General features: G+C 70.8%; 18 protein-coding genes. 2 read left to right on the forward strand and 16 right to left on the reverse strand.

The window, feature by feature from the left end; translation table 11 throughout:
• Positions 1-34: 34 nt before the first annotated feature.
• The 10 genes from hpf to QSK31_RS41340 all read right to left on the reverse strand — a co-directional run bounded on the left by hpf (position 35) and on the right by QSK31_RS41340 (position 10,275).
• Positions 35-658 carry a ribosome hibernation-promoting factor, HPF/YfiA family gene (hpf, locus tag QSK31_RS41295; RefSeq protein WP_285690325.1) on the reverse strand — a complete coding sequence of 208 codons (624 nt, stop codon included), beginning with the start codon at positions 656-658 and terminating at the stop codon, positions 35-37.
• A 120-nt stretch (positions 659-778) separates the two neighbouring features.
• Complete coding sequence (locus QSK31_RS41300; RefSeq protein WP_285690326.1) at positions 779-1,567, reverse strand: ComF family protein; 789 nt, start codon at positions 1,565-1,567, stop codon at positions 779-781.
• Positions 1,564-3,381, reverse strand: coding sequence for an LpqB family beta-propeller domain-containing protein (locus QSK31_RS41305; protein WP_285690327.1), 1,818 nt, complete (start codon positions 3,379-3,381; stop codon positions 1,564-1,566). The genes QSK31_RS41300 and QSK31_RS41305 overlap by 4 nt, the downstream gene beginning before the upstream one ends.
• A complete protein-coding gene (gene mtrB / locus QSK31_RS41310; RefSeq protein WP_285690328.1) occupies positions 3,378-5,015 on the reverse strand; it encodes an MtrAB system histidine kinase MtrB in 1,638 nt (545 codons plus the stop codon). Before mtrB ends, QSK31_RS41305 begins: the two co-directional genes overlap by 4 nt.
• A 53-nt stretch (positions 5,016-5,068) precedes the next feature.
• The gene (mtrA, locus tag QSK31_RS41315) at positions 5,069-5,758 is read right to left on the reverse strand and encodes an MtrAB system response regulator MtrA (protein WP_212986338.1); all 690 of its coding nucleotides are present in this window, start codon (positions 5,756-5,758) and stop codon (positions 5,069-5,071) included.
• 50 nt (positions 5,759-5,808) lie between these two features.
• Positions 5,809-7,065 carry an iron uptake transporter deferrochelatase/peroxidase subunit gene (gene efeB, locus QSK31_RS41320; RefSeq protein WP_285690329.1) on the reverse strand — a complete coding sequence of 419 codons (1,257 nt, stop codon included), beginning with the start codon at positions 7,063-7,065 and terminating at the stop codon, positions 5,809-5,811.
• Positions 7,062-8,192, reverse strand: coding sequence for an iron uptake system protein EfeO (gene efeO / locus QSK31_RS41325; protein WP_285690330.1), 1,131 nt, complete (start codon positions 8,190-8,192; stop codon positions 7,062-7,064). The genes efeB and efeO overlap by 4 nt, the downstream gene beginning before the upstream one ends.
• A 7-nt stretch (positions 8,193-8,199) precedes the next feature.
• Positions 8,200-9,033, reverse strand: coding sequence for an iron uptake transporter permease EfeU (gene efeU / locus QSK31_RS41330; RefSeq protein WP_285690331.1), 834 nt, complete (start codon positions 9,031-9,033; stop codon positions 8,200-8,202).
• A gap of 147 nt (positions 9,034-9,180) precedes the next feature.
• Positions 9,181-9,378 (reverse strand): DUF397 domain-containing protein, encoded by a 198-nt coding sequence (locus QSK31_RS41335; RefSeq protein ID WP_285690332.1) that lies wholly within the window; start codon positions 9,376-9,378, stop codon positions 9,181-9,183.
• Positions 9,379-9,429: 51 nt separating this feature from the next.
• Positions 9,430-10,275 (reverse strand): helix-turn-helix domain-containing protein, encoded by an 846-nt coding sequence (locus QSK31_RS41340; RefSeq protein WP_285690333.1) that lies wholly within the window; start codon positions 10,273-10,275, stop codon positions 9,430-9,432.
• Between the two features lie 1,121 nt (positions 10,276-11,396).
• Here QSK31_RS41340 and QSK31_RS41345 point away from each other — a divergent pair.
• Positions 11,397-11,915, forward strand: coding sequence for a hypothetical protein (locus tag QSK31_RS41345; RefSeq protein ID WP_285690334.1), 519 nt, complete (start codon positions 11,397-11,399; stop codon positions 11,913-11,915).
• A gap of 148 nt (positions 11,916-12,063) precedes the next feature.
• Here QSK31_RS41345 and manA read toward each other — a convergent pair whose 3' ends face one another.
• The 6 genes from manA to QSK31_RS41375 form a co-directional block, all read right to left on the reverse strand.
• On the reverse strand, positions 12,064-13,209 hold the full coding sequence (gene manA / locus QSK31_RS41350; protein WP_285690335.1) for a mannose-6-phosphate isomerase, class I: 1,146 nt from the start codon (positions 13,207-13,209) through the stop codon (positions 12,064-12,066).
• Positions 13,206-14,195 (reverse strand): cation diffusion facilitator family transporter, encoded by a 990-nt coding sequence (locus tag QSK31_RS41355; protein WP_285690336.1) that lies wholly within the window; start codon positions 14,193-14,195, stop codon positions 13,206-13,208. The genes manA and QSK31_RS41355 overlap by 4 nt, the downstream gene beginning before the upstream one ends.
• Positions 14,196-14,247: 52 nt before the next feature.
• The gene (locus QSK31_RS41360; protein ID WP_285690337.1) at positions 14,248-15,477 is read right to left on the reverse strand and encodes an SIS domain-containing protein; all 1,230 of its coding nucleotides are present in this window, start codon (positions 15,475-15,477) and stop codon (positions 14,248-14,250) included.
• Complete coding sequence (locus QSK31_RS41365) at positions 15,477-15,641, reverse strand: Trm112 family protein (protein ID WP_285690339.1); 165 nt, start codon at positions 15,639-15,641, stop codon at positions 15,477-15,479. The genes QSK31_RS41360 and QSK31_RS41365 overlap by 1 nt, the downstream gene beginning before the upstream one ends.
• A gap of 49 nt (positions 15,642-15,690) precedes the next feature.
• Positions 15,691-17,070, reverse strand: coding sequence for a phosphomannomutase/phosphoglucomutase (locus QSK31_RS41370; RefSeq protein WP_285690340.1), 1,380 nt, complete (start codon positions 17,068-17,070; stop codon positions 15,691-15,693).
• A gap of 118 nt (positions 17,071-17,188) precedes the next feature.
• A complete protein-coding gene (locus QSK31_RS41375) occupies positions 17,189-17,848 on the reverse strand; it encodes an endonuclease V (protein ID WP_285690341.1) in 660 nt (219 codons plus the stop codon).
• A gap of 237 nt (positions 17,849-18,085) precedes the next feature.
• Here QSK31_RS41375 and QSK31_RS41380 point away from each other — a divergent pair, with 237 nt between their 5' ends.
• Complete coding sequence (locus QSK31_RS41380) at positions 18,086-19,369, forward strand: GAF domain-containing protein (RefSeq protein ID WP_285690342.1); 1,284 nt, start codon at positions 18,086-18,088, stop codon at positions 19,367-19,369.
• The last annotated feature ends 67 nt before the right edge of the window (positions 19,370-19,436 follow it).

The raw sequence follows: 19,436 nt of genomic DNA on the forward strand, positions 1-19,436 counted from the left end.
TCCGCGGAGCGAAGCGGAGCCGGTCAGCTCAGCGTCAGCCGGTCTGTTCCAGGGAGAGGATGCCGTAGTCGTAGCCGCGGCGCCGGTAGACGACGCTGGGCCGGCCGCTCTCCTTGTCGTGGAACAGGTAGAAGTCGTGGCCGACAAGCTCCATCTGGAAGAGGGCGTCGTCCACCGTCATGGGGTCCGCGGGGTGTTCCTTCTCGCGGACGATGCGCCACGGCTGTGCGTCGTCGTGTTCCGCGAGCGCGGCGGGAACCTGCTCCGCTTCTTGGGCGGGCGGTTCGAAGTCGGGCAGATCGGTCGGCAGCCCAGCGGTGGCCTCTGCCACCGACACTGGGGCGTGGCGCCCGCGGTGGACGCGCCTGCGATCGGCGGCGCGGCGCAGCCGGGCGTCCAGCTTGCTGATGGCGGCGTCCAGGGCGGAGTAGAAATCCTTGGCGCAGGCCTCGGCGCGAACCACGGGGCCCCTGGTGGCAACCGTGATCTCGACGCGCTGGCACTTGTCGGCCTGCCGCGGGTTGCGTTCGTGGAAGAGCTCCACGTCGGCTCTGATCAGCTTCTGGTCGTACCGCTCGACTTTGCTCAGCTTGTCGGCGACATGTTCCCGGTAATGCTCGGGAACCTCTACGTTGCGGCCCTTGACGACAATGTCCACTCGTGACCTCCCCCAACGTTGGTGCAGAGACGCGACTGCGGAAGAACCTCGTTCCGGGTGGCGGGTAGGAACTCGTGCCTACCCTCGTCATCAAGACGCTAACCTGCCGACGCTCCCGCGTCACCCCTCGTTGGGAGAACCACCCGCATGGCGAGAGTGTCCGGGCACCCGACGGGACGCCCGGCCGGCGGGCGGCTGCGGCACTGTCTTCCGCAGCCGGGTGGCGGCAATGACCGCGGCGCCTGCGACCTGCATGTTCGCCTCCTCAAGCCGGCTCGCCGCTGAGGCGAGCGTGGCCCCGGTGGTGACGATGTCATCCACCACCACCAGCGTGCTCCTCATCGTGTTCCGGCGGGCCGGAACACCGATTCGGCTTTGCCGGATTCGCAGCGAATTCTCAGCCGCAACCCGCCGTGCGGATGCGTCCAGTGACGCGGAGTCCGGACGGGCTTCCGCGCGCAATGGTTGCGCGACCGAAGCCTCCCAGCCCGCTGCGCGGAGACGACGGACAGCGTGGGTGGCCAGTCGCGCCATGTGGTCACCGAAACGCTCACGCCGCGCTGCGGCGGTGGACGGCACGGGCACGAGGAGCAACGGCCGGCCGCGCTCCGGGGCGATCTCGGCCACCGCGCCGGCCAGCACGGCGCCCAGCGGACGCGCCAGGCCGTGCCGGCCGCGTTCCTTGTACGCCAGCAACATCCCGCGCACCGCGCCACCGTAGGCACCGGCCGTCACGCAGTACGGCATCCCGGGCGGCGGCGGGACCGGCGCCGTCGCATAAGGCCGCAGCCCCTCCACCTCTGCCACGCACGTCGCACACACCCCGTGACGCAACGGCACCCGTTGCGCGTCACACCCTGCACACGAACCCGGCAGGACCAGGTCGGCAAGCTCGCGCAGCAGGCTCAATTGAGGAAGAACGGCGAGGTCGGCAGCTTGTCCTTCGGCGGGTTCGCGATCTTCTCGGCGAGGTCGTCGACCGCCATCCGGGCCGTCTTCTGCTCGTCGTACGCGGCGCTGCCGATCATGTAGGCGACCGCGCCGGAGTTCTCGTCGCTGCGGGCCGCGTTGGCCGGCCGCGAGGTCAGGTTGGTCACCGGGTTGGAGCCGAGGTCGTCCTGGCGGTAGCTGTACTCGGAGCCGTCGATCGGGACGTCCATGATCGCGTACCGGTCGGCGTCGGGCTTGAGACCGGACAGCGTGAGCCACTCCTGGCTGCTCCAGGTGACCGCGGTCAGGTTTCGCAGCTCGGTACGGATGGCGCGCGGCGTGATCACCTGGAGGACGCCGTCGCCCAGGCCGAGCCCGGCCACGTAGAGCCGGCCCCCGGCGATCAGCGCGATCCGGTGCGCGTCGGGTGCGACGGCCACCGCGGTGACCGCGGCGAGCGGGCCGTCCGGCCACTGCACGGCGGTGAGGCCGGGCCGGCGCGAGGAGAAGCCGCCCGCCGGGAAGCTGAAGAGTTTGCCGCCCATCGTGATCAGCCCGTTGGTCCCCGGATCGGTGCCGTTCGGGGACCTGGCCCAGACCGGGCGCCCGGGCGTGCCGGAGAGTCTGGCCCGGGTCAGCGTCACCTGATCGCCGGTGCCGGCCGCGCCGACCTTGAGCGACTGCTTGCCGTCCCGCTCGCTGACCACCAGCGCCGCATAGGAGCGGCTGCCGGAGACCACCAGCGCGGCCGACACGATGCCACGGTTGTCCTGCGGGCGGATGATCGGCACCGGCTCACCCGAGCGGTACGACTGCGCCAGCCGCACGATCTGCCCGTTGTAGACGGCGAAGCGTTCCGGCTCGGTCTGCTGGTACGCCGGGTTGACGTTGAGGTAGTCGCTGTCGGTGTAGGTGTACGTCTGGTGCTCGATGGAGAGCGCCAGCGTGGCCGCCGGCATCGGGCGCAGCGACCAGCGCAACTGCTGCTGGAGCCGTTGCAGCGCACCGGGCTGGTCGTCCTGCGGCAGCACCTGGCCGGGCAGGCTGATCTGGAGCGTCTGGTTGGTGACGGCCGGCACGTTGCCGATCGGCTTAGTGTCGTCCGGCAGCGCCTCGACGAGGCTGGCGATCGAGGGTTGCGGCCCGCTGGTCAGCCAGTCGATGACCTCGGTCGGGCGCGCCGACTCGGGCACGCTGGTCGGCATGTAGCGCACGTCGGGCACCAGGCCGGAGCGCTCCTGGTTCCAGAAGTAGATCGTCTGCCGCTTGTAGTAACGCTTCAGGGCGGTGTCGCTGAGCAGCAGGGCCGGCGCGAGTTCGCGGACGAAGATGCCGGACTGCCCGTTCACCGCCCCGATGTTGAACCTGGCGGTCTGCTCCTCCGGTTTGTTGACCGGCTCCAGGATGCCCTTGGCCTTCAGGACGCCGATCTCCCGGTACTTGATCGTGACGTTCGGGTCGTCCGGGTTGGCCAGCGGCTGGCCGATCACCCGGATCACCTTGATCCCGTCCGGCGGGCGGAACGTGGCCTGCGCCTGCGAGCTGAGGAACTCCTTGACCCGGTCGACCGCGCTCTTCTGCTCACCGGCCGCGGCGGCCAGGTAGTTGGTCACGAAGTCCTTGACGACGCTGGTGTCCTCGCGTCGCACCCGCTCCGCGCCCTGCGCGTTGACGTTGATCTCGCCGCCGGCCGGGCCCGGTTGCAGGGGGCGGACCTCGGTGTCGTCCGGGATGCCGCAGCCGCCGGCGAGCAGCGTGCCGGCCAGAACAGCGGCGAGAAGCCCTCGCTTCACAGGGTCACCTCCGCGGTGGGGAGCACGCGGTCGCGCGGGATCAGCGGCAGCGGCGCGGCCACCAGCCGGTCACCGGCGCGGACCGGCAGCGTGAGCCGGAACTGGGAGCCCTCGCCGGGCGCGCCCCACGCCTCCAGCCAGCCGCCGTGCAGCCGCGCGTCCTCGACGCTGATCGACAGGCCGAGGCCGGTGCCGCCGGTCTGCCGGGCGCGGGACGGGTCGGCCCGCCAGAAACGGTTGAAGACGAGTCGCTCCTCGCCCGGCTTGAGCCCCACGCCGTGGTCGCGCACGGTGATCGCCACCGCGGCGTCGTCGCTGGCGACGGTCACCTGCACCGGCCGGCCCTCGGCGTGCTCGACGGCGTTGCCGACCAGGTTGCGCAGCACCCGCTCGACCCGGCGCGGGTCGATCTCGGCGATCACCGGGCTCTCCGGCAGGTGCAGCACGACGGTGACGCCGACCCGCTCGGCCAGGCCGGCCAGCCCCTCCGTCACCCGTTCCACGATCGGGTTGAGGTCGGCGTGCTCGGAGTCCAGTGCCGCGAAACCGGCGTCGAAGCGGCTGATCTCGAGCAGGTCGGTGAGCAGGCTCTCGAAGCGGTCCAGCTCGGCCTGCAACAGCTCGGCGCTGCGCGCCACCGCCGGGTCGAAGTCCTCGCGCTCGGAGAAGATCAGGTCCGCGGCCATGCGTACGGTCGTGAGCGGCGTGCGCAGCTCGTGGGACACGTCGGAGGTGAACCGCCGCTGCAGGCGGGACATCTCCTCCAGACGGACGATCTGCCGCTGCAGGTTGGCCGCCATCTGGTTGAACGACGCGGCGAGCAGGGCAAGGTCGTCCTCGCCGGTCACCTTCATCCGCTGGTCGAGCAGGCCGGCCGAGAGCCGCTGGGCGGTCCGGGCGGCCACCCGCACCGGGGTGACCACCATCCGGGTGACCAGGGCGGCGACCACGCCGAGCAGGATCACCAGCGCGAAGCCGGTGGCCAGCACCGTGGCCCGGATCTGGTTGGCGGCCCGGTCCTCGGTGGTCAGGGGCACGAGGTAGTAGAGCTCCAGCTGACCGAAGCGGGTCGGCACCGGAGTCCCGTACACCAGGAACTTGGTCTCGACGCCGTTGACCACCGCCGTGCGGATCTGGTACGCCTCGGCGCCGTCGTTGCCGACCTCCTGGACCATCCCCGGCGTGATCAGCTCGCTGGTGTCGACGTTGGCCGACGGGTACGGGCGGATCGAGGAGAAACGCGCCGACTGGATCGTCACCACCGCGCCGCTGCCGGCCGTCGGATCGCCGCCGTCGGCCAGCAGGTTGATCGTGTTCTCGAGGGTGCGGGTGAGCGTGGCGTCGACCGGCGAGACGTGGACGCTGAGCTGTTCCTGGGCCACCGCCCGCTTGTTACGCCCCTGAGCGAAGACCTCGTCCTGTGCCCGGTTGAGCAGAATGTCCGCGCTCTTGTAGGCCACGAACCAGCCGAACGCCGCGACCATCACGCTGGACGCGACCAGGGTGATGGCGACGACGCGGAGCTGGAGCGAGCGCCGCCACTGCCTGCGGGCCGGGGCGAGCAGGACGCGGAGGCGGCGCAGGACGACACGCCAGTACCGCCGCACCACCCTCAGGGCACGGCGGAGGGGCATCGGAAGCCAGGCAGGAGCGCGCATCTCGCGGCAAGGTTAGCGCTCCCCGCCGGTCAGCCGGTGCCCGCCTTGTAGCCGACCCCACGGACGGTGAGGATGATCTCCGGGCGTTCCGGGTCCGGCTCGATCTTGGCCCGGAGCCGCTGGACGTGCACGTTGACCAGCCGGGTGTCGGCCGCGTGCCGGTAACCCCAGACCTGCTCCAGCAGCACCTCGCGGGTGAACACCTGGCGCGGCTTGCGGGCCAGGGCGACCAGCAGGTCGAACTCCAGCGGCGTGAGCTTCACCTCGTCGCCGTCGCGGGACACGGTGTGCGCCGGGACGTCGATGGTGATCTGGTTGCCGGGCGGCCCGATGGTCAGCATCTCGGGCGCGGCGTCCTCACCACGGCGCAACCGGGCCCGCATCCGGGCGACCAGTTCCTTGGGCTTGAACGGTTTCACGACGTAGTCGTCGGCGCCGGACTCGAGGCCGAGCACCACGTCGACGGTGTCGCTCTTGGCGGTCAGCATGACGATCGGGATGCCGGACTCGGTGCGGATCGCCCGGGCCACGTCGATCCCGCTCATCCCGGGCAACATCAGGTCGAGCAGCACGATGTCCGGCCGGCTCTCGCGGAATGCGGCGAGCGCGCGCTCGCCGTCGGCCACGAACGACGGCAGGAATCCCTCGCTGCGCAGAACGATGCCAAGCATCTCCGCGAGCGCCGGATCGTCATCGACAACGAGGACACGGGCTCTCATGCGGTCCAATATTGCACTGTCTCCTCAGACGGCGTGGTACCCGGGGGTGATCAAGCCGCGAACAGCCCTCTCCCCCAGTGGTCTTCCGCGCTGGTCAGGCCCGGTGGACAGGCGAATATCGCGCTGGAGACATGACGCAGATACTCGTTCATCTCATCCTTGCGGGCCAGGCTCCGCTGGACCGGGATGAACGCCTTGGCCGGATCCCGCTGGTAGGCGATGAAGAACAGTCCCGCGTTCAGCCGGCCCAGCCCGTCCGACCCGTCGACGAAGTTGTAGCCGCGGCGCAGCATCCGGGCGCCGCCGTTGGTCGAGTGGTGCGCCAGCCGGACGTGCGCGGTCTCGGCCACAAGCGGCTCGCCCTCGTCGTCCTTGGCCGCCAGGTCGATCTCGTCGAACTCCTTCGCCTGCCCGATCGGCGCGCCGCTGCCCTTGTGCCGGCCGACGATCATCTCCTGCTCGGCCAGCGGCGAACGGTCCCACGTCTCGATCAGCATCCGGATCTTGCGGGTCACCAGGTAGGAGCCGCCGGTCATCCAGGCCGGCCCGTCGCCGTCCTGCACCCAGACGTGGTCGCGGAGCATGTCCGGCTCCTCGGCCTTGACGTTCTCGGTGCCGTCCTTGAAGCCGAACAGGTTCCGCGGCGTCGCCTGCGACGTCGAGGTCGACGACGTACGCCCGAAGCCCAGCTGCGACCAGCGCACGCTCACCACGCCCATGCCGATCCGGGCCAGGTTGCGGATCGCGTGCACCGCCACCTGCGGGTCGTTGGCGCACGCCTGCACGCCGATGTCGCCGCCGGAGATCGCCGGCTCGAGCGCGTCGCCGGGGAAGTGCGGCAGGTCGGCGAGCGCCGGCGGGCGCCGGTCGGCGAGACCGAACCGGGTGAACAGCGACGGCCCGAACCCGACCGTGACGGTCAGCCCGGACGGCGGCAGCCCGGTCGCCTCGCCGGTGTCGTCCGGCGGCGCCTCGGCCACCCCGTTCATCGCCCCGATCGGACCGGCGTCCTGCCCGGCGGCCATCCGGCGGGCGGCCGCCGTCCACTCCTTGAGCATCTGGACCAGGCGCTCCCGGTCCTTGGTGATCACGTCGAAGGCGACGAAGTGCAGCCGGTCCTGCGCGGCCGTGGTGATGCCCGCCTGGTGCTCGCCGTCGAACGGGACCGCGCCCCGCGCGTCCGGCCCTGGAGTTTCGTCGGCCTGCGCCAGGAAGGCGCCGCCGACCGCCACCGCGCCGGTCACCCCGGCCACGCCGACGCCGGCGAGCGCGATGGCTCGCCGGCGGGAGACGCCCTGGTCGGTCATTTCTTCGACACCACCGCGGCCACCTTGCTGATCGGCTCGGCCAGCGCGTTGATCGCGTCGGACAGCTCCTTGAGGTCCGCCTGGGTCAGCTTGTCGTGCAGCTTCCAGCCGTCGCCGTCACGGTGCTTGGCCAGCGCGGTGTCCACGTTGCCGAACTCGGTGTCCAGCGTCTTCACCAGGGCCGCGTCACGCTCCTCGAGCACCGGGCGCAGCGACGCGATGGCCGCCTTGGAACCCTCCACGTTGGCGTTGAAGTCCCACAGGTCGGTGTGCGAGTAGCGGTCCTCCTCGCCGGTGATCTTGCCGGTGGCGACCTCGTCGAGCAGGCCCTTGGCACCGTTCGCCAGCTGCAGCGGGGACAGCTTCTCGGCCTGCGCCTTGGACACGATCTCCTTGACGTCGGTGAGCAGCTTGTCGGCGATCGGGCCGTCCTTGCTCACGTCCGGCTTCGCCGCCCAGAGGTCCTTCTCGATCCGGTGGAAGCCGGTGAACTCCATGCCCTCCTCGACGACCTCCTCGCGGCCGTCGATCTTCGGGTCCAGGTCGCCGAAGATCTCGGCCACCGGCTCGATCCGCTCCCAGTAGGTCCGCGCGATCGGGAACAGCGTCTTGGCCTTCTCGACGTCCTTCGCCTTGACCGCGTTCACGAACTCCTCGGTCTTGACCAGCAGCGCATCGGTCTGGCTCTTCACGTAGCGCGAGTAGCTGTCGGTGGCCGCGGCCAGGGCTGCGTCGTCGGTCAGCGGGGCGGACGAGCCGGACACCGCGAACGCGGCCCGGATGCCCTTACCGATCATGCCGGGCTTGCAGGCGGTCTCGTAGGTGCCGGCCGGCAGCTCGACGTGCAGCTCACGGGAGAGGCCTGGGGCGATGTTCTCGACCTCGCCCATGACCCGGTCGCCGGGGGCGTACACGTAGAACTCGGTGACCTTCTGGCCCTTGTTGGTGACGGTGAAGACGCTGGTCCCGGCGTCGGCCGACGCACGGCCCACCTCGCAGGCGGTGTCGTTCGCCGCGACCGCGATCGGACCACCCTCGGCCGTGGCGGCAGGCTCGTCGGAACCGCCCCCGCCGCATCCGGCGAGGGCCAGCACTCCGGCCGCCGAAAACACGATCATGCGTCGCATGGTTCTCCTATTTCTGAGCCGCGGGCACAGGCGCCGGGGTGGGTTTTCTGAAGAGGAACAGGAAGAGCACCGGCACGCCGTACGCGACCCAGGCGATCACCTCGAGCACGGTGGCTGTCGGGGTGATGTTGAACATGCCGGTCAGCAGGGCGGTGTACCAGGCGCTGGGATCGAGCGCGCCGCTGATGTCGTACGCCAGGTCGGTGAGCCCGGGCAGCACGCCGGACTCCTGGAAGTCGTGCACGCCGTACTTGAGAATGCCGGCGGCGACCAGGATGAGCAGGGCGCCGGTGACGGTGAAGAAGACCGTCAGGTTGATCCGCACCGCCGTGGCGTACATCAGGAATCCGATGACGACGGCCGAGACGATCCCGCCCAGCAGAGCCACCAACGGCCCGCTGTTGCTGGAAGCGCCCTGCACGGCCGAGTAGAAGATGAGCGAGGTCTCGAGGCCCTCGCGGACCACGGCGAGGAAGGCCATCACACCGACCGCCACCGAGCCGACCTGGAGCGCGTCCTGAAGCCTGCCGCGCAGCTCACCGGCGATGGACCGGGCGGCCCGGCGCATCCAGAAGATCATCCAGGTGACGAAGCAGACCGCCGCGATCGAGGTGATCGCCTCGAAGAGCTCGCGGTGCTGGTACTTCTGCAGGATGGTGGTCGACGTGTAGCTGAGCAGCCAGCCGAAGAGGACGGACAGGGCCACGGCCAGCCCGACTCCGGCCCACACCTGGACCAGCCGGTCCTTGCGTTCCGACTTCACCAGGAACGCGACGAGGATGCTGACCACCAGCGTGGCTTCCAGTCCCTCACGCAGACCGATGAGGTAGGTGGCGAGCATGGCTTTCCTTTGCTAAGGCATTCCTAACTTAGGTTCGCCATACCTTAGGCATCGCTCGGCCCCGCACGTCAAGGTGGCTCGGGTGGATGTGACGTAAATGAACGGGCGGCCCCGGATCACCGGTGCCGCCCGCTCGGTCGCAGGTCCCTATCGACGGTCGAACTCGCCGTCGCGTACACCCTTGACGAATGCGGCCCATTCGGGCGCCGCGAAACGCAGCATCGGCCCGGCGGCGTCCTTCGAGTCCCGCACGTAGATCGTCGCCGTCGTCTCGGCGACCTCCACACAGTGACCCGCGGCGCCGGACCGGCTGCTCTTGCGCCAGACCAGCTTGTTGTCGGACACGTCATCCCTCCCCAGAGATCTATCGACTCATCCTGAAGAACGAGTCAGCGGTCAGCGAGGGACGTCGCTCGAACGGGTGAACAGCTCCCGGCTCGCCTCCGCGGACAACGCCCGGGTGCGCACATCCTCGAACGCCTCCCGGAAAATCTGCACCTCGTCCGGCTTCAGGTGGAAGAAACCGCCGGTCAGACCCTCGCTGTGCACCACCGGGCCACGGGAGTTCTCGGCGAAGTCCAGGATCATGAACGACTCGGACAGGGCGGCGTGCGCGCCCGCCGAGAACGGCAGCACCAGCAGCTCGACACCGGGACGCCGGCTGGCCTCGTACAGCCGCTGCAACTGCCGGCTCAGCACACCCGGGCCGCCCACCTCGCGGTGCAGCACCGCCTCGTCGAGCACCACGGTCAGGTGCGGCGGCGGCTCCCGGACCAGCACGGGCTGCCGGGCCATCCGCAACGCGAGACGACGCTGGATCGTTTCAGGATCCCCGATGTCGGCGCCGACCTCGATCACCGCCCGGGCGTACTCGTCGGTCTGGAGCAGGCCCGGAACGATCTGGGTCTCCCACTCGGACATCGCGACGGCCTCGGCCTCGAGCGCGACATACTCGTCGTAGGGCGCCGGCACCGACGAGCGGTACGGTGTCCACCAGACCCGGTCACGCCCGCGGCGAGCCAGGTGCAGCAGCCGGTCCCGGATGTCCGGCTGCGCGCCGTACGCGGAGAGCAGCCGGTCCAGGTCCGGTTCGCTGATGCCGGTGCGAGCGGTTTCGATCCGGCTCAACTTGGACTCGGACCAGCCCAGCAACTGAGCGACGGACGCACCTCGCCGTTCCCCCCGCAGGCGGCGCAGTTCGTCCCCGAGTTCCCGTCGTGCCGTTGATGTCGGCCTTGCCACGCGAACACCGTACCGGGATGAATACGTTCTGCAACTTGCATAGCACCATATGCACTTGCAGACAGCAGGTGACCGGGTGCTTAATGAAAGCGAAAGCAGTGCCCGGTGGCGGCAACCGCCGGTTCTTCGGAGGGCCCCGGCCAGCGGCGTGGACGGGGCCTTTCCGCTGATCACCCGCGTTGGGACTAGATCGCTTAGACGGGCCGGATCGCGCTTGGCCGGGCCGGATCGCGCTTGGCCGGGCCAGATCGCTTGGCCGCGCCAGATCGCTTGGCCGCGCCAGATCGCGTTTGCACGGACCAGATCAAAACCGGTTTTGGCTACGCGCGACAAAGTCCCCAACCGCAGGCACCGGGCTCCCCTTCGCACTCCGCGACCAGCGTGCGGCGCGAGGCCGTGAACGCGCCTTTCGCGCGAAGCCCTACTCCCGCCGGCCATCCCGCCGCGGCCGACATGCACGCCCCGCATCACAAGCGCCTCGCCCCACGACGCACGACCCGCGCCTCCGCATCACAAGCGCCCCGCCCCGCGACGCACGCACCCGCGCCTCCGCATCGCAACCGCGCTGCGGCTCGCCCTCGCTGGGGTCGTCAATGGGCATAGACGGTCAAGTACGGAGGCCCGGCCGGCGCACCGCCCACTCGCCACGCTGCCGCCGCCCGCGCCACGACGGTGGTAGATCCGGGCGGGAGTGGCAGTGTCAACGGCGGATGGGAAATGGATCTGGATCAGGCCGCCGTCGACAGGCAGGCCCCGGCGGCATCTGGGTCGCGGATGGCGCGCTCGGCAGCCACCGCGTCGAGGGGATGATCGGCAGTGGCGCTGGTGGAGGCTGGATAGCGAACGAGGCGACAGGCCTAAGCCCGCCGCCCCGTTCATCCCCCCGGTTTGGTACCGCGCGCGTCCGTGGGACCCCCCGATCACCAATGACGCTGCGTGTTTAGAGCTTCACACTCCGCAAGACTCTCTGTCAAGCAAATACGGAAATTTCCTATTTTCAACCCGATCGGCACGCTCGGATCGACACCGACTCCCGAGCCAAGCGAGGCACGTCGGACTCATCAGAACCTGACATCGACCTGTGATTGTTCCGGCCCATGGTCAACACGAAAGCGATAGCTGTGGCTGCCGGTCTCGTCCTTCTCCTCACCGCCTGCACCAGCGGTAAGTCCGAAGCGCCCCGGGTGGCGACGTTGCAGAGCGCGGCGCCGTCCTCGAGCGCCCCGGCGGAGGCCGTCGCGGCGCGACCGGTGGTGCCGATCGACGCCACCGAGGCCGACCTCCGAACGATCCTCGAGCCGTGGCTCGATTGCCTGGTGAAGGAGGGCGGGCCGAAGTACAAGGACGCCGCCGGGCTGTTCCAGAAGGGCTTCACGGAGAAGGACGTCAAGCAGGATGCCGTCCTCGCTGCCTGTTTCTCGAAGCAGCCGGAGACCTACGAGGACAACCAGCTGCGCACCGACATCGCGGCGTTCAAGGACAATCAGCGCGAGTGGTATCGGTGCGCCCAGGCCGCCGGCTACACGCTGACCGCGCCCGATCCGGACACCGGCCAGTTCGGCCTCACCGAGGTCGGCCCGAACGGCGACTTCGGCTCCGACAAGATCCAGAAGTGCAAACGAAAGGCCTTCTCCGACTGAGGGCGCCGGGCCAAGTAGGAGCCGAGCAGGAGCCCGGCCGGGCAGCGACCGGCCGGGCAGAAGCCCGCAAGGCCGAAGGCCACAAGGCGGCGCGGGCCGCAAGGCGGCAGGCCGCAAGGGGCGGCAGGCCGCAAGGCGGCGGGGGACGCTAGGCGGGGGCCGCCACGAACACCGTGCCCGTCCCGGCCACCGACACCGGGCCCGCGTCGGCCGCCGCGAACGCCGCCGTTCCAGGGGTGAGCTCGACCGGCGTCCCGTGGTCCTCGGCCGCGAAGGCGTCCCCCTCGACGCCGACGATGATTCGCGGGCCGCCGGCCGGGATCGGGGTCGGTGGGCGGGAGCCGGACAGCTCGAGGCGGTAGAGCGCGAAATCCTCGATCGGCACCTGCCAGGTGGTGACGCCCGGCGAGAGTTCGGTGGCGGGCAGGATCGGGTCGTCCAGGACCTCGAAGCGCAGCACCCGCAGCAGCTCGTCGACGTCCACGCGTTTCGGAGTGAGGCCTCCGCGCAGGACGTTGTCGCTGGCCGCCATGATCTCCACGCCGGCGCCCTCGAGGTAGGCGTGCAGGTTGCCGGCCGGCATCCAGATCGCCTGGCCGGGCTCCAGCGTGACGTGGTTGAGCAGGAGCGCGACCAGCACGCCGGGGTCCGACGGGTAGTGCTTGGCGAGGCTTCGCGCCAGCGGTGTGTCGGCGGCGGCCACCAGCGACGCCCGGTCCTCCGCCGGCCACCGGAGCAGCAACCGCACGGCCTCGGCGAGGCCGGCGGCGCCGGTGCGCAGGGCGGACACCACGGGCGCGAGGGCGGCCACGCCGAAGGACTCCAGGACGTCGGCGGACACCGACGGATCCCGGAAGCCGCACAACGCCTGGAACTCGGTCAGCGCGACCAGCACCTCGGGCTTGTGGTTGGCGTCGGTGTAGTTGCGCGGCAGCGACGGGTCGGCCTCCTGCGCGGCGAAGGCCTGCCGTGCGTAGGCGAGGTCGGGGTGCGCCTGCAACGACAGCGGCGCCGACGCGGCCAGGACCTTCATCAGGTACGGCAGGCGCGGGCCGTACCGCTCGACGGCCGGCGAACCCAGCTGCCCGGCCGGGTCGGCCTCGATCACGTCGGCCAGGCTGGCCGGACCGTGGTGCCCGTCGAGCGTGGACGGGTCGCCGGGGTGCGCGCCCAGCCACAGCTCGGCCTCGGGGGCGTCGCTGGGCGTCGGGCGGCCCTGCAGGCCGGCCAGGAAGGTGCGCGAGCCCCAGGCGTACGGCCGGATCACGCCGGTCAGCCGGTGGACGCCGCTCATGACGCGTGCGCTTGGGGTGCCGAATCCGCGGTCTGCGTCACCGGGGCCTCCGCGGCCTCGGGCCTGGTGGCCGTGGGGTGATAGATGTCCGGCTCGATGTAGATCACCCGCGCGATCGGGAGGGCCGCCCTGATGCGCGCCTCGACCTCGTTGATGTGGGTGGCGATCTCCTCGGCGCGCTCCGATCTCGGCACCGCGATCTTGGCGGCCACCAGCAGCTCCTCGGGGCCCAGGTAGAGGGTCTTCATGTGGATGATCCGCTCGACGCCCTCACCCGCCAGGACGGCCTGCTCGATCTTGCGGACGTCCTCGGGGGTGGCGCCCTCGCCGAGGAGCAGGCTCTTGGTCTCGACGGCCAGGATGAACGCGATCGTGACCAGCAGCAGGCCGATCGCCGCAGTGCCGACGCCGTCCCAGACGCCGTTGTCGGTGAGCAGGGTGAGCACCACGCCGAACAGGGCGAAGACCAGGCCGATCAGGGCGCCGGCGTCCTCCAGGAGCACGACCGGCAGCTCGGGGGCCTTGGCCCGGCGGATGAACTGGACCCAGGTGATCTTGCCGCGGACGGTGTTGGACTCGTGGATCGCCGTACGGAAGGAATAGCTCTCCAGGCCGATGGCGATGACCAGCACCACGATCGGAACCCACTGCCAGCTGTGGATCGGCTCGGGGTGCGAAATCTTGTGGTACGCCTCGTACAGCGCGAACAGGCCACCGACGCTGAACAGCACGATCGAGACGATGAACGCGTAGATGTAACGGTCCCGCCCGTACCCGAAGGGGTGCTCGGGGGTTGCCTTGCGCTGCGAACGCTTGCCGCCGAGCAGCAGCAGGGCCTGGTTGCCGGAGTCGGCGACCGAGTGGATCGACTCGGCCAGCATCGACGACGAGCCGGTGAGCAGCCACGCGACGAACTTGGTGACCGCGATGCCCAGGTTGGCCGCCAGGGCGGCGATGATCGCCCGGGTGCCCCCGCCCGCGCTCATCGCCGACCTCCGCTCAGCGGATCGGCGCTCGTCCACCGTCGGTGTGCGGAGCTCATGGGCGGCTCTCCGGCTTCGGGTTGCTCAGTTCCTTCATCTCGTCGATCGCCGGGACCGCCATCGGGTCCAGTCCGTGGGCCAGCGCCAGGTAGAGCGAGGCGAAGTCGGGCACCGCGACCAGCGAGGCGAGGCGTTCCAGGCTGGAGCCGCCCTCGGCGACCAGCACGTCGCAGCGCACACCGCGGCGTTCGGCGAGGGTCTGCACGGCGTCCGCGCGGCGCTCCTCGACGGCGATCGGCTCGTCCGCGTCCTCCTCCGGGTTGAGCCCGCCGTCCCGGAAGATCACCAGGCGCAGCCGGGTCGTCGGAGAGTCGTCGTCCTCGGAGTCGGGGTCGGCGAAGATGTCCCGGGTCGACTCGGCGAGGCCGCCGAAGACGCCGTCGAGCAGACCGACCCGGCCGCGACCGGCCTCGCCCAGCGACCCGGCCATGACCGGGTAGCGCGCGTTGGCGGCGAGGGTGTCGGCGAACCGGCGGGCCGCGACCGTGGCCAGCGGGGACGAGCCCCAGATGACCGGCACCGAACCGGCCAGGCCGAGGGCCAGCGCCTTGGCCGGGTTGACGAACGACTCGGCGCCGGGGCGGGAACGCTCGGCGTCGGCGTCCAGCCGGGTCGCGGTCTCCGCCACGTCCGCCTCGTTGACCTTGACCAGGCCGAGGCTGCGCGCGGCGAACAGCACCGGGATGGTGAGCCCCCACAGGCTGGCCCGGGCGGGCGCGCGGCGGGGCACCGGGATGAACGGCGCCCGGGCCCGCTCGGCCATGGCCTGCAGCTCGGAGTCGGGGTTGCCGATCGCGACCAGGCGGGCGCCGCGGCGGTGGGCGGCGTCCGCGGCGGCCAGCGCCTCGGGGCTGCGGCCACTGCCGGAGACGGCGATGACCACGTCGGCGGCGCCGACCCAGCCGGGCAGCGCGGAGCTGCGGTGCCCGACGATCGGCACCGGGCAGCGCGGCCCGGCGACGGTGGACAGGATGTTGCCGGTCAGGCCGGCCGTGCCGATGCCGGCGACAACGACCGCACGGGGGCGGCCCTCGTCGACGAGCCCGCTCAGGTCGGTCTCGGCGGCCAGCGCGGCCGCCTCGCGCACCTGGGCGCCGGCCGACGCGGTCGCCCGCAGCATGCCGCCCGGGTCGTTGTCGAGCATCGCCGACTCGTCGTCGAGCAGCGACTCGTTGACATGACGGTGACCGGCGACACCGGACGACCGCTCCAGCGGGCCCGCCATCAGCGAGCCTCGTCGAGGAGCAGGATCGGGATGTCGTCCCGGATCTCGAAGACGCGGCCGCACTCGGTGCAGGTCAGCGTCTGCGCCTGCTCGTCATGGGTCAGTGGCGCGTGATGCGTGTCCGGGCACGCCAGAATGTCCAGCAACTGCGGGTCGAGGGCCACGGAAACAGGCTCCCTTGCGGCGTGGCGGTCAGGTCCAAACCTGCTGATCCTAACCTCGCACGATGGCGAGCACCTCGTCGCGGAGGGCTGCCATGCGATCCGGCTTGTGCGCCTCCACATTGAGCCGCAGCAGCGGCTCGGTGTTCGAGGCCCGCAGGTTGAACCAGGAGCCGTCGGGCAGCGTCGCGGTCAGCCCGTCCAGCTCGTCGAAGACGGCTTTCGGGTACGCCGCGCGTACCGCGGCGGTCCTGGCCTTGGCGTCCTCGACCGTGGAGTTGATCTCGCCGGAGGCGCTGTACCGCTCGAACTCGGCGGCGAACTCGGACAGCGGCTGGTCCTGCCCGCCCAGCGCGGCCAGCACATGCAGGGCGGCCAGCATGCCGGTGTCGGCGAACCAGAAGTCCCGGAAGTAGTAGTGCGCGGAGTGCTCGCCGCCGAAGACCGCGTTGGTGCGCGCCATCTCGGCCTTGATGATCGAGTGCCCGACCCGGGTACGCAGTGGCTTGCCGCCGTTCTCGATGATGATCTCCGGCACCGCGGACGAGGTGATCAGGTTGTGGATGATCGTGCTGCCCGGGAATTTGGCCAGCTCACGCTTGGCGACCAGCGCGGTGATCGCGGAAGGTGACACCGGGTCGCCGTTCTCGTCGATCACGAAGCAGCGGTCGGCGTCGCCGTCGAAGGCCAGGCCGATGTCGGCGCCCTGGGCGCGCACGGCCGCCTGCAGGTCGACCAGGTTGGCCGGATCCAGCGGGTTGGCCTCGTGGTTGGGGAACGAGCCGTCCAGCTCGAAGTAGAGCGGCACGATCTCCAGTGGCAGCGCCGGCAGCACCTGGTCGCCGAGCACGGCCGGGACGGTGTGCCCGCCCATGCCGTTGCCGGCGTCCACGATCACCTTGAGCGGGCGGATGCCGGAGAGGTCGACCAGCTTGCGCAGGTGCGCGGCGTAGTCGGCCAGCATGTCCCGGTGTTCCACCAGCTGCGGGCCGTCGGCGACCTGGCCGAGGTCGTCGAGCAGTTCCTCGGCGTGGCGGCGGACCACGGCCAGGCCGCTGTCCTGGCCGATCGCGCGGGCGCCGGCCCGGCACATCTTGATGCCGTTGTACTGAGCCGGGTTGTGGCTGGCGGTGAACATCGCGCCGGGCAGGCCGAGGGTGCCGGACGCGTAGTAGAGCTGATCGGTGGAGCCCAGGCCGGTGTGCACGACGGCGGCGCCGGCCGCGTTGGCGCCCCGGGCGAAGGCCGACGCCAGGGCGGGACCGGTGGCCCGCATGTCGTGGGCGATCACGATCCGGTCCGCGTCGTCGCCGGACTCCCGCAGCATCTCGATGAACGCGATGCCCAGCGCCCGGGCCGCCGCCTCGTCGAACTGGTCGGGGACGACGCCTCGAACGTCGTACGCCTTGACGATCTGCGACAGATCAGACAATGCTCGCTCCTCAGCCCTGGGGATCCTGTCGCGAGACTATCGGAGCAGAGGTAGCGGAAAGGCCGCAACTGCGCAGCGTGCTGGTCTCGGCCTCGTTACAAGTGGTGGCTCAGCGTGCTCAGCCGCCACGGTGAACCTGCGCGAGGGCGGCGCGGCAGGTGTGGTCGGCGGCGCGGGTGGTCTCGGGCAGGCGGTAACGCGGGGTCAGCCGCAGCGTCAGCGCGCAGGCCGTGGCCAGGTCCATCCGGTGGCCCGCGGAGACGTACACCGGTTTGACGCCGTCCCGGGTGCGCAGCAGCGCGCCCACCTCCTCGCCACGGTCGATCAGCGCCGTCCGCTCGCCGCGCTTCTCCCCCGGCTCGTCCGCCTCACCGACCAGGCGGGTCTTGCCGACGCCGAAGGTGGGCAGGTCGAGCAGCACCCCGAGGTGGCAGGCGAGCCCGAAGCGTCGCGGGTGGGCCCGGCCCTGCCCGTCGCAGACGATCACGTCCGGCTTGTCTTCCAACCCCTCAAATGCTTCGAGTACGGCGGGAAGCTCGCGAAACGCGAACAGCCCCGGCACGTAGGGGAAGGCCGGCTCGCCGACCGCCACGGCCGTCTCCCGCACGGACAGGTCCGCCCCCAGCACCACCACCGCGGCGGCCAGCCGATCCTCCCCGTAGGCGACGTCCACCCCGGCGAACGTCAACGGCTCGGCCGGGACCGGCCCATCGAGCAGTTTCAGGCGCAATTCATCCTGAATCGCAAACGCCTCATCCGGGTTTCTCGGCCACTCCATCTGCCAGAGGCTAGTTTGCGCGGGGCGGTCCACCGTCCCGCGTTTTCAGATGGCGGGGCCCGTCCCGGTGGTTGCCCCGTCGATGAGATGGCCCGGTTTTCCGACTCCCGCGGGTTTTGCGGGCGTCGGAAAACCGGGCCATCTCATCGGCTTCATGGGGGGCGACCACCCGGAGGAGCGGAGCGACGACCATCAAGCACAGTTGTCCAACCGCGTGATGCGGGTCACGATGGGGGCATGTCCAACCCGTGGCTCGCCCTCGATCGCGGCGCCGATCCCGCTGAGCGGATCCGGCAGGTCGGGCGTGCTCACGAGCGGTTCGTCACAGGCGATCATCAGATCGGCGGCCCGGCGGCTATTCGCAGCGTGGTGGCTGACTCGTGGAAGCGGTCGGCGCATGCGATCACCCCGGACAGCACCGCGCCGATCGAGATCGCCGACGGGGATCTGGAGGCCTACCGGGCGGCGCACCCGCTGTCCCGGGTGCTGCCGATCTTCCGGGATCTGCTCGGCGGGCTGGCCGAGGACGGCGAGCACCTGATGGCGGTCTGCGACGCGCACGGGCGGCTGCTCTGGGTGGAGGGCACCTCGACGGTGTTGCGTGCCGCCGACGCGATGAACTTCGTGCCGGGCGCCCGCTGGGACGAGGCCCACGCCGGCACCAACGCCCCCGGCACCGCGCTGGCCGTCGATCACCCGTTGCAGATCTTCGCCACCGAGCACTTCAGCCGTACCGTGCAGCGCTGGACCTGTGCGGCCGCCCCCATCCACGATCCCGCCACCGGCCGGTTGCTCGGCGCCATCGACGTGACCGGCGGCGACCATCTCGCCAACCCCCACAGCCTTGCTCTGGTACGCGCCACCGCCCTGGCCGCCGAGGCCTTCCTGTCCACCCACCGCCCCGCCGACACGGTCACGCCCTCGGTGGCGGTGCTGGGTCGCGACGAGGCCCTGGTCACGCTGGGTCAGAAGCGGGTCAGGCTCGGTCGCCGGCACTCGGAGCTGCTGATCCTGCTGCTGACGCATCCGGAGGGGCGCACCGGAGACCAGCTGGGCCTCGACCTCTACCACGACGACCTGAACCCGGTCACGGTCCGCGCCGAGCTGTCCCGGCTGCGCCGCATCCTCGGGCCGGAACTGCTCGACTCGCGTCCCTACCGGCTGCGCGCCGACCTGAGCGCCGACTTCCGCACGGTCACCGACCACCTCGACGCCGGCCGGGTGACCGAGGCCCTGGCGGAATACGCCGGTCCGCTGCTCCCGTCCTCGGACGCCCCGGGCGTGAGCCGGCTGCGCCGGGAACTCGACGCCCGCCTGCGCGACGCTCTGCTCCGGCGGGCCGACCACACCCTCCTGGAGGCCTGGGTGCGGTCCTCGTGGGGCGCCGACGACCTGCAGATGTGGGAGATGTACGCCGCCCTGCTGCCGGCCCGGTCGCCGGCCCGGACGACGGCGCTGAACCGGATCGGTCAGCTGGCGGCCGAGTTCGGCATCCGGGCCGGAAGCGGCGTGCGGCCCTGACCACGACGGCGGCCCGCTGAAACCACGGGCAGCTTCGACGGCTCGTACCGTGAAACGGTCTTGACCT

The sequence above is a fragment of the Actinoplanes sp. NBRC 103695 genome, assembly GCF_030269485.1.
In the GTDB taxonomy this organism is placed as follows: Bacteria; Actinomycetota; Actinomycetes; order Mycobacteriales; family Micromonosporaceae; genus Actinoplanes.

What these genes read in the sequence shown, in the direction of transcription:
- mtrB (WP_285690328.1), bottom strand. Translation starts at nt 5,015, where the DNA reads ATGCCCCTCCGCCGTGCCCTGAGGGTGGTGCGGCGGTACTGGCGTGTC.
- mtrA (WP_212986338.1), bottom strand. Translation starts at nt 5,758, where the DNA reads ATGAGAGCCCGTGTCCTCGTTGTCGATGACGATCCGGCGCTCGCGGAG.
- efeB (WP_285690329.1), bottom strand. Translation starts at nt 7,065, where the DNA reads ATGACCGACCAGGGCGTCTCCCGCCGGCGAGCCATCGCGCTCGCCGGC.
- efeO (WP_285690330.1), bottom strand. Translation starts at nt 8,192, where the DNA reads ATGCGACGCATGATCGTGTTTTCGGCGGCCGGAGTGCTGGCCCTCGCC.
- efeU (WP_285690331.1), bottom strand. Translation starts at nt 9,033, where the DNA reads ATGCTCGCCACCTACCTCATCGGTCTGCGTGAGGGACTGGAAGCCACG.
- manA (WP_285690335.1), bottom strand. Translation starts at nt 13,209, where the DNA reads ATGAGCGGCGTCCACCGGCTGACCGGCGTGATCCGGCCGTACGCCTGG.
- QSK31_RS41355 (WP_285690336.1), bottom strand. Translation starts at nt 14,195, where the DNA reads ATGAGCGCGGGCGGGGGCACCCGGGCGATCATCGCCGCCCTGGCGGCC.
- QSK31_RS41360 (WP_285690337.1), bottom strand. Translation starts at nt 15,477, where the DNA reads ATGGCGGGCCCGCTGGAGCGGTCGTCCGGTGTCGCCGGTCACCGTCAT.
- QSK31_RS41375 (WP_285690341.1), bottom strand. Translation starts at nt 17,848, where the DNA reads ATGGAGTGGCCGAGAAACCCGGATGAGGCGTTTGCGATTCAGGATGAA.
- QSK31_RS41380 (WP_285690342.1), top strand. Translation starts at nt 18,086, where the DNA reads ATGTCCAACCCGTGGCTCGCCCTCGATCGCGGCGCCGATCCCGCTGAG.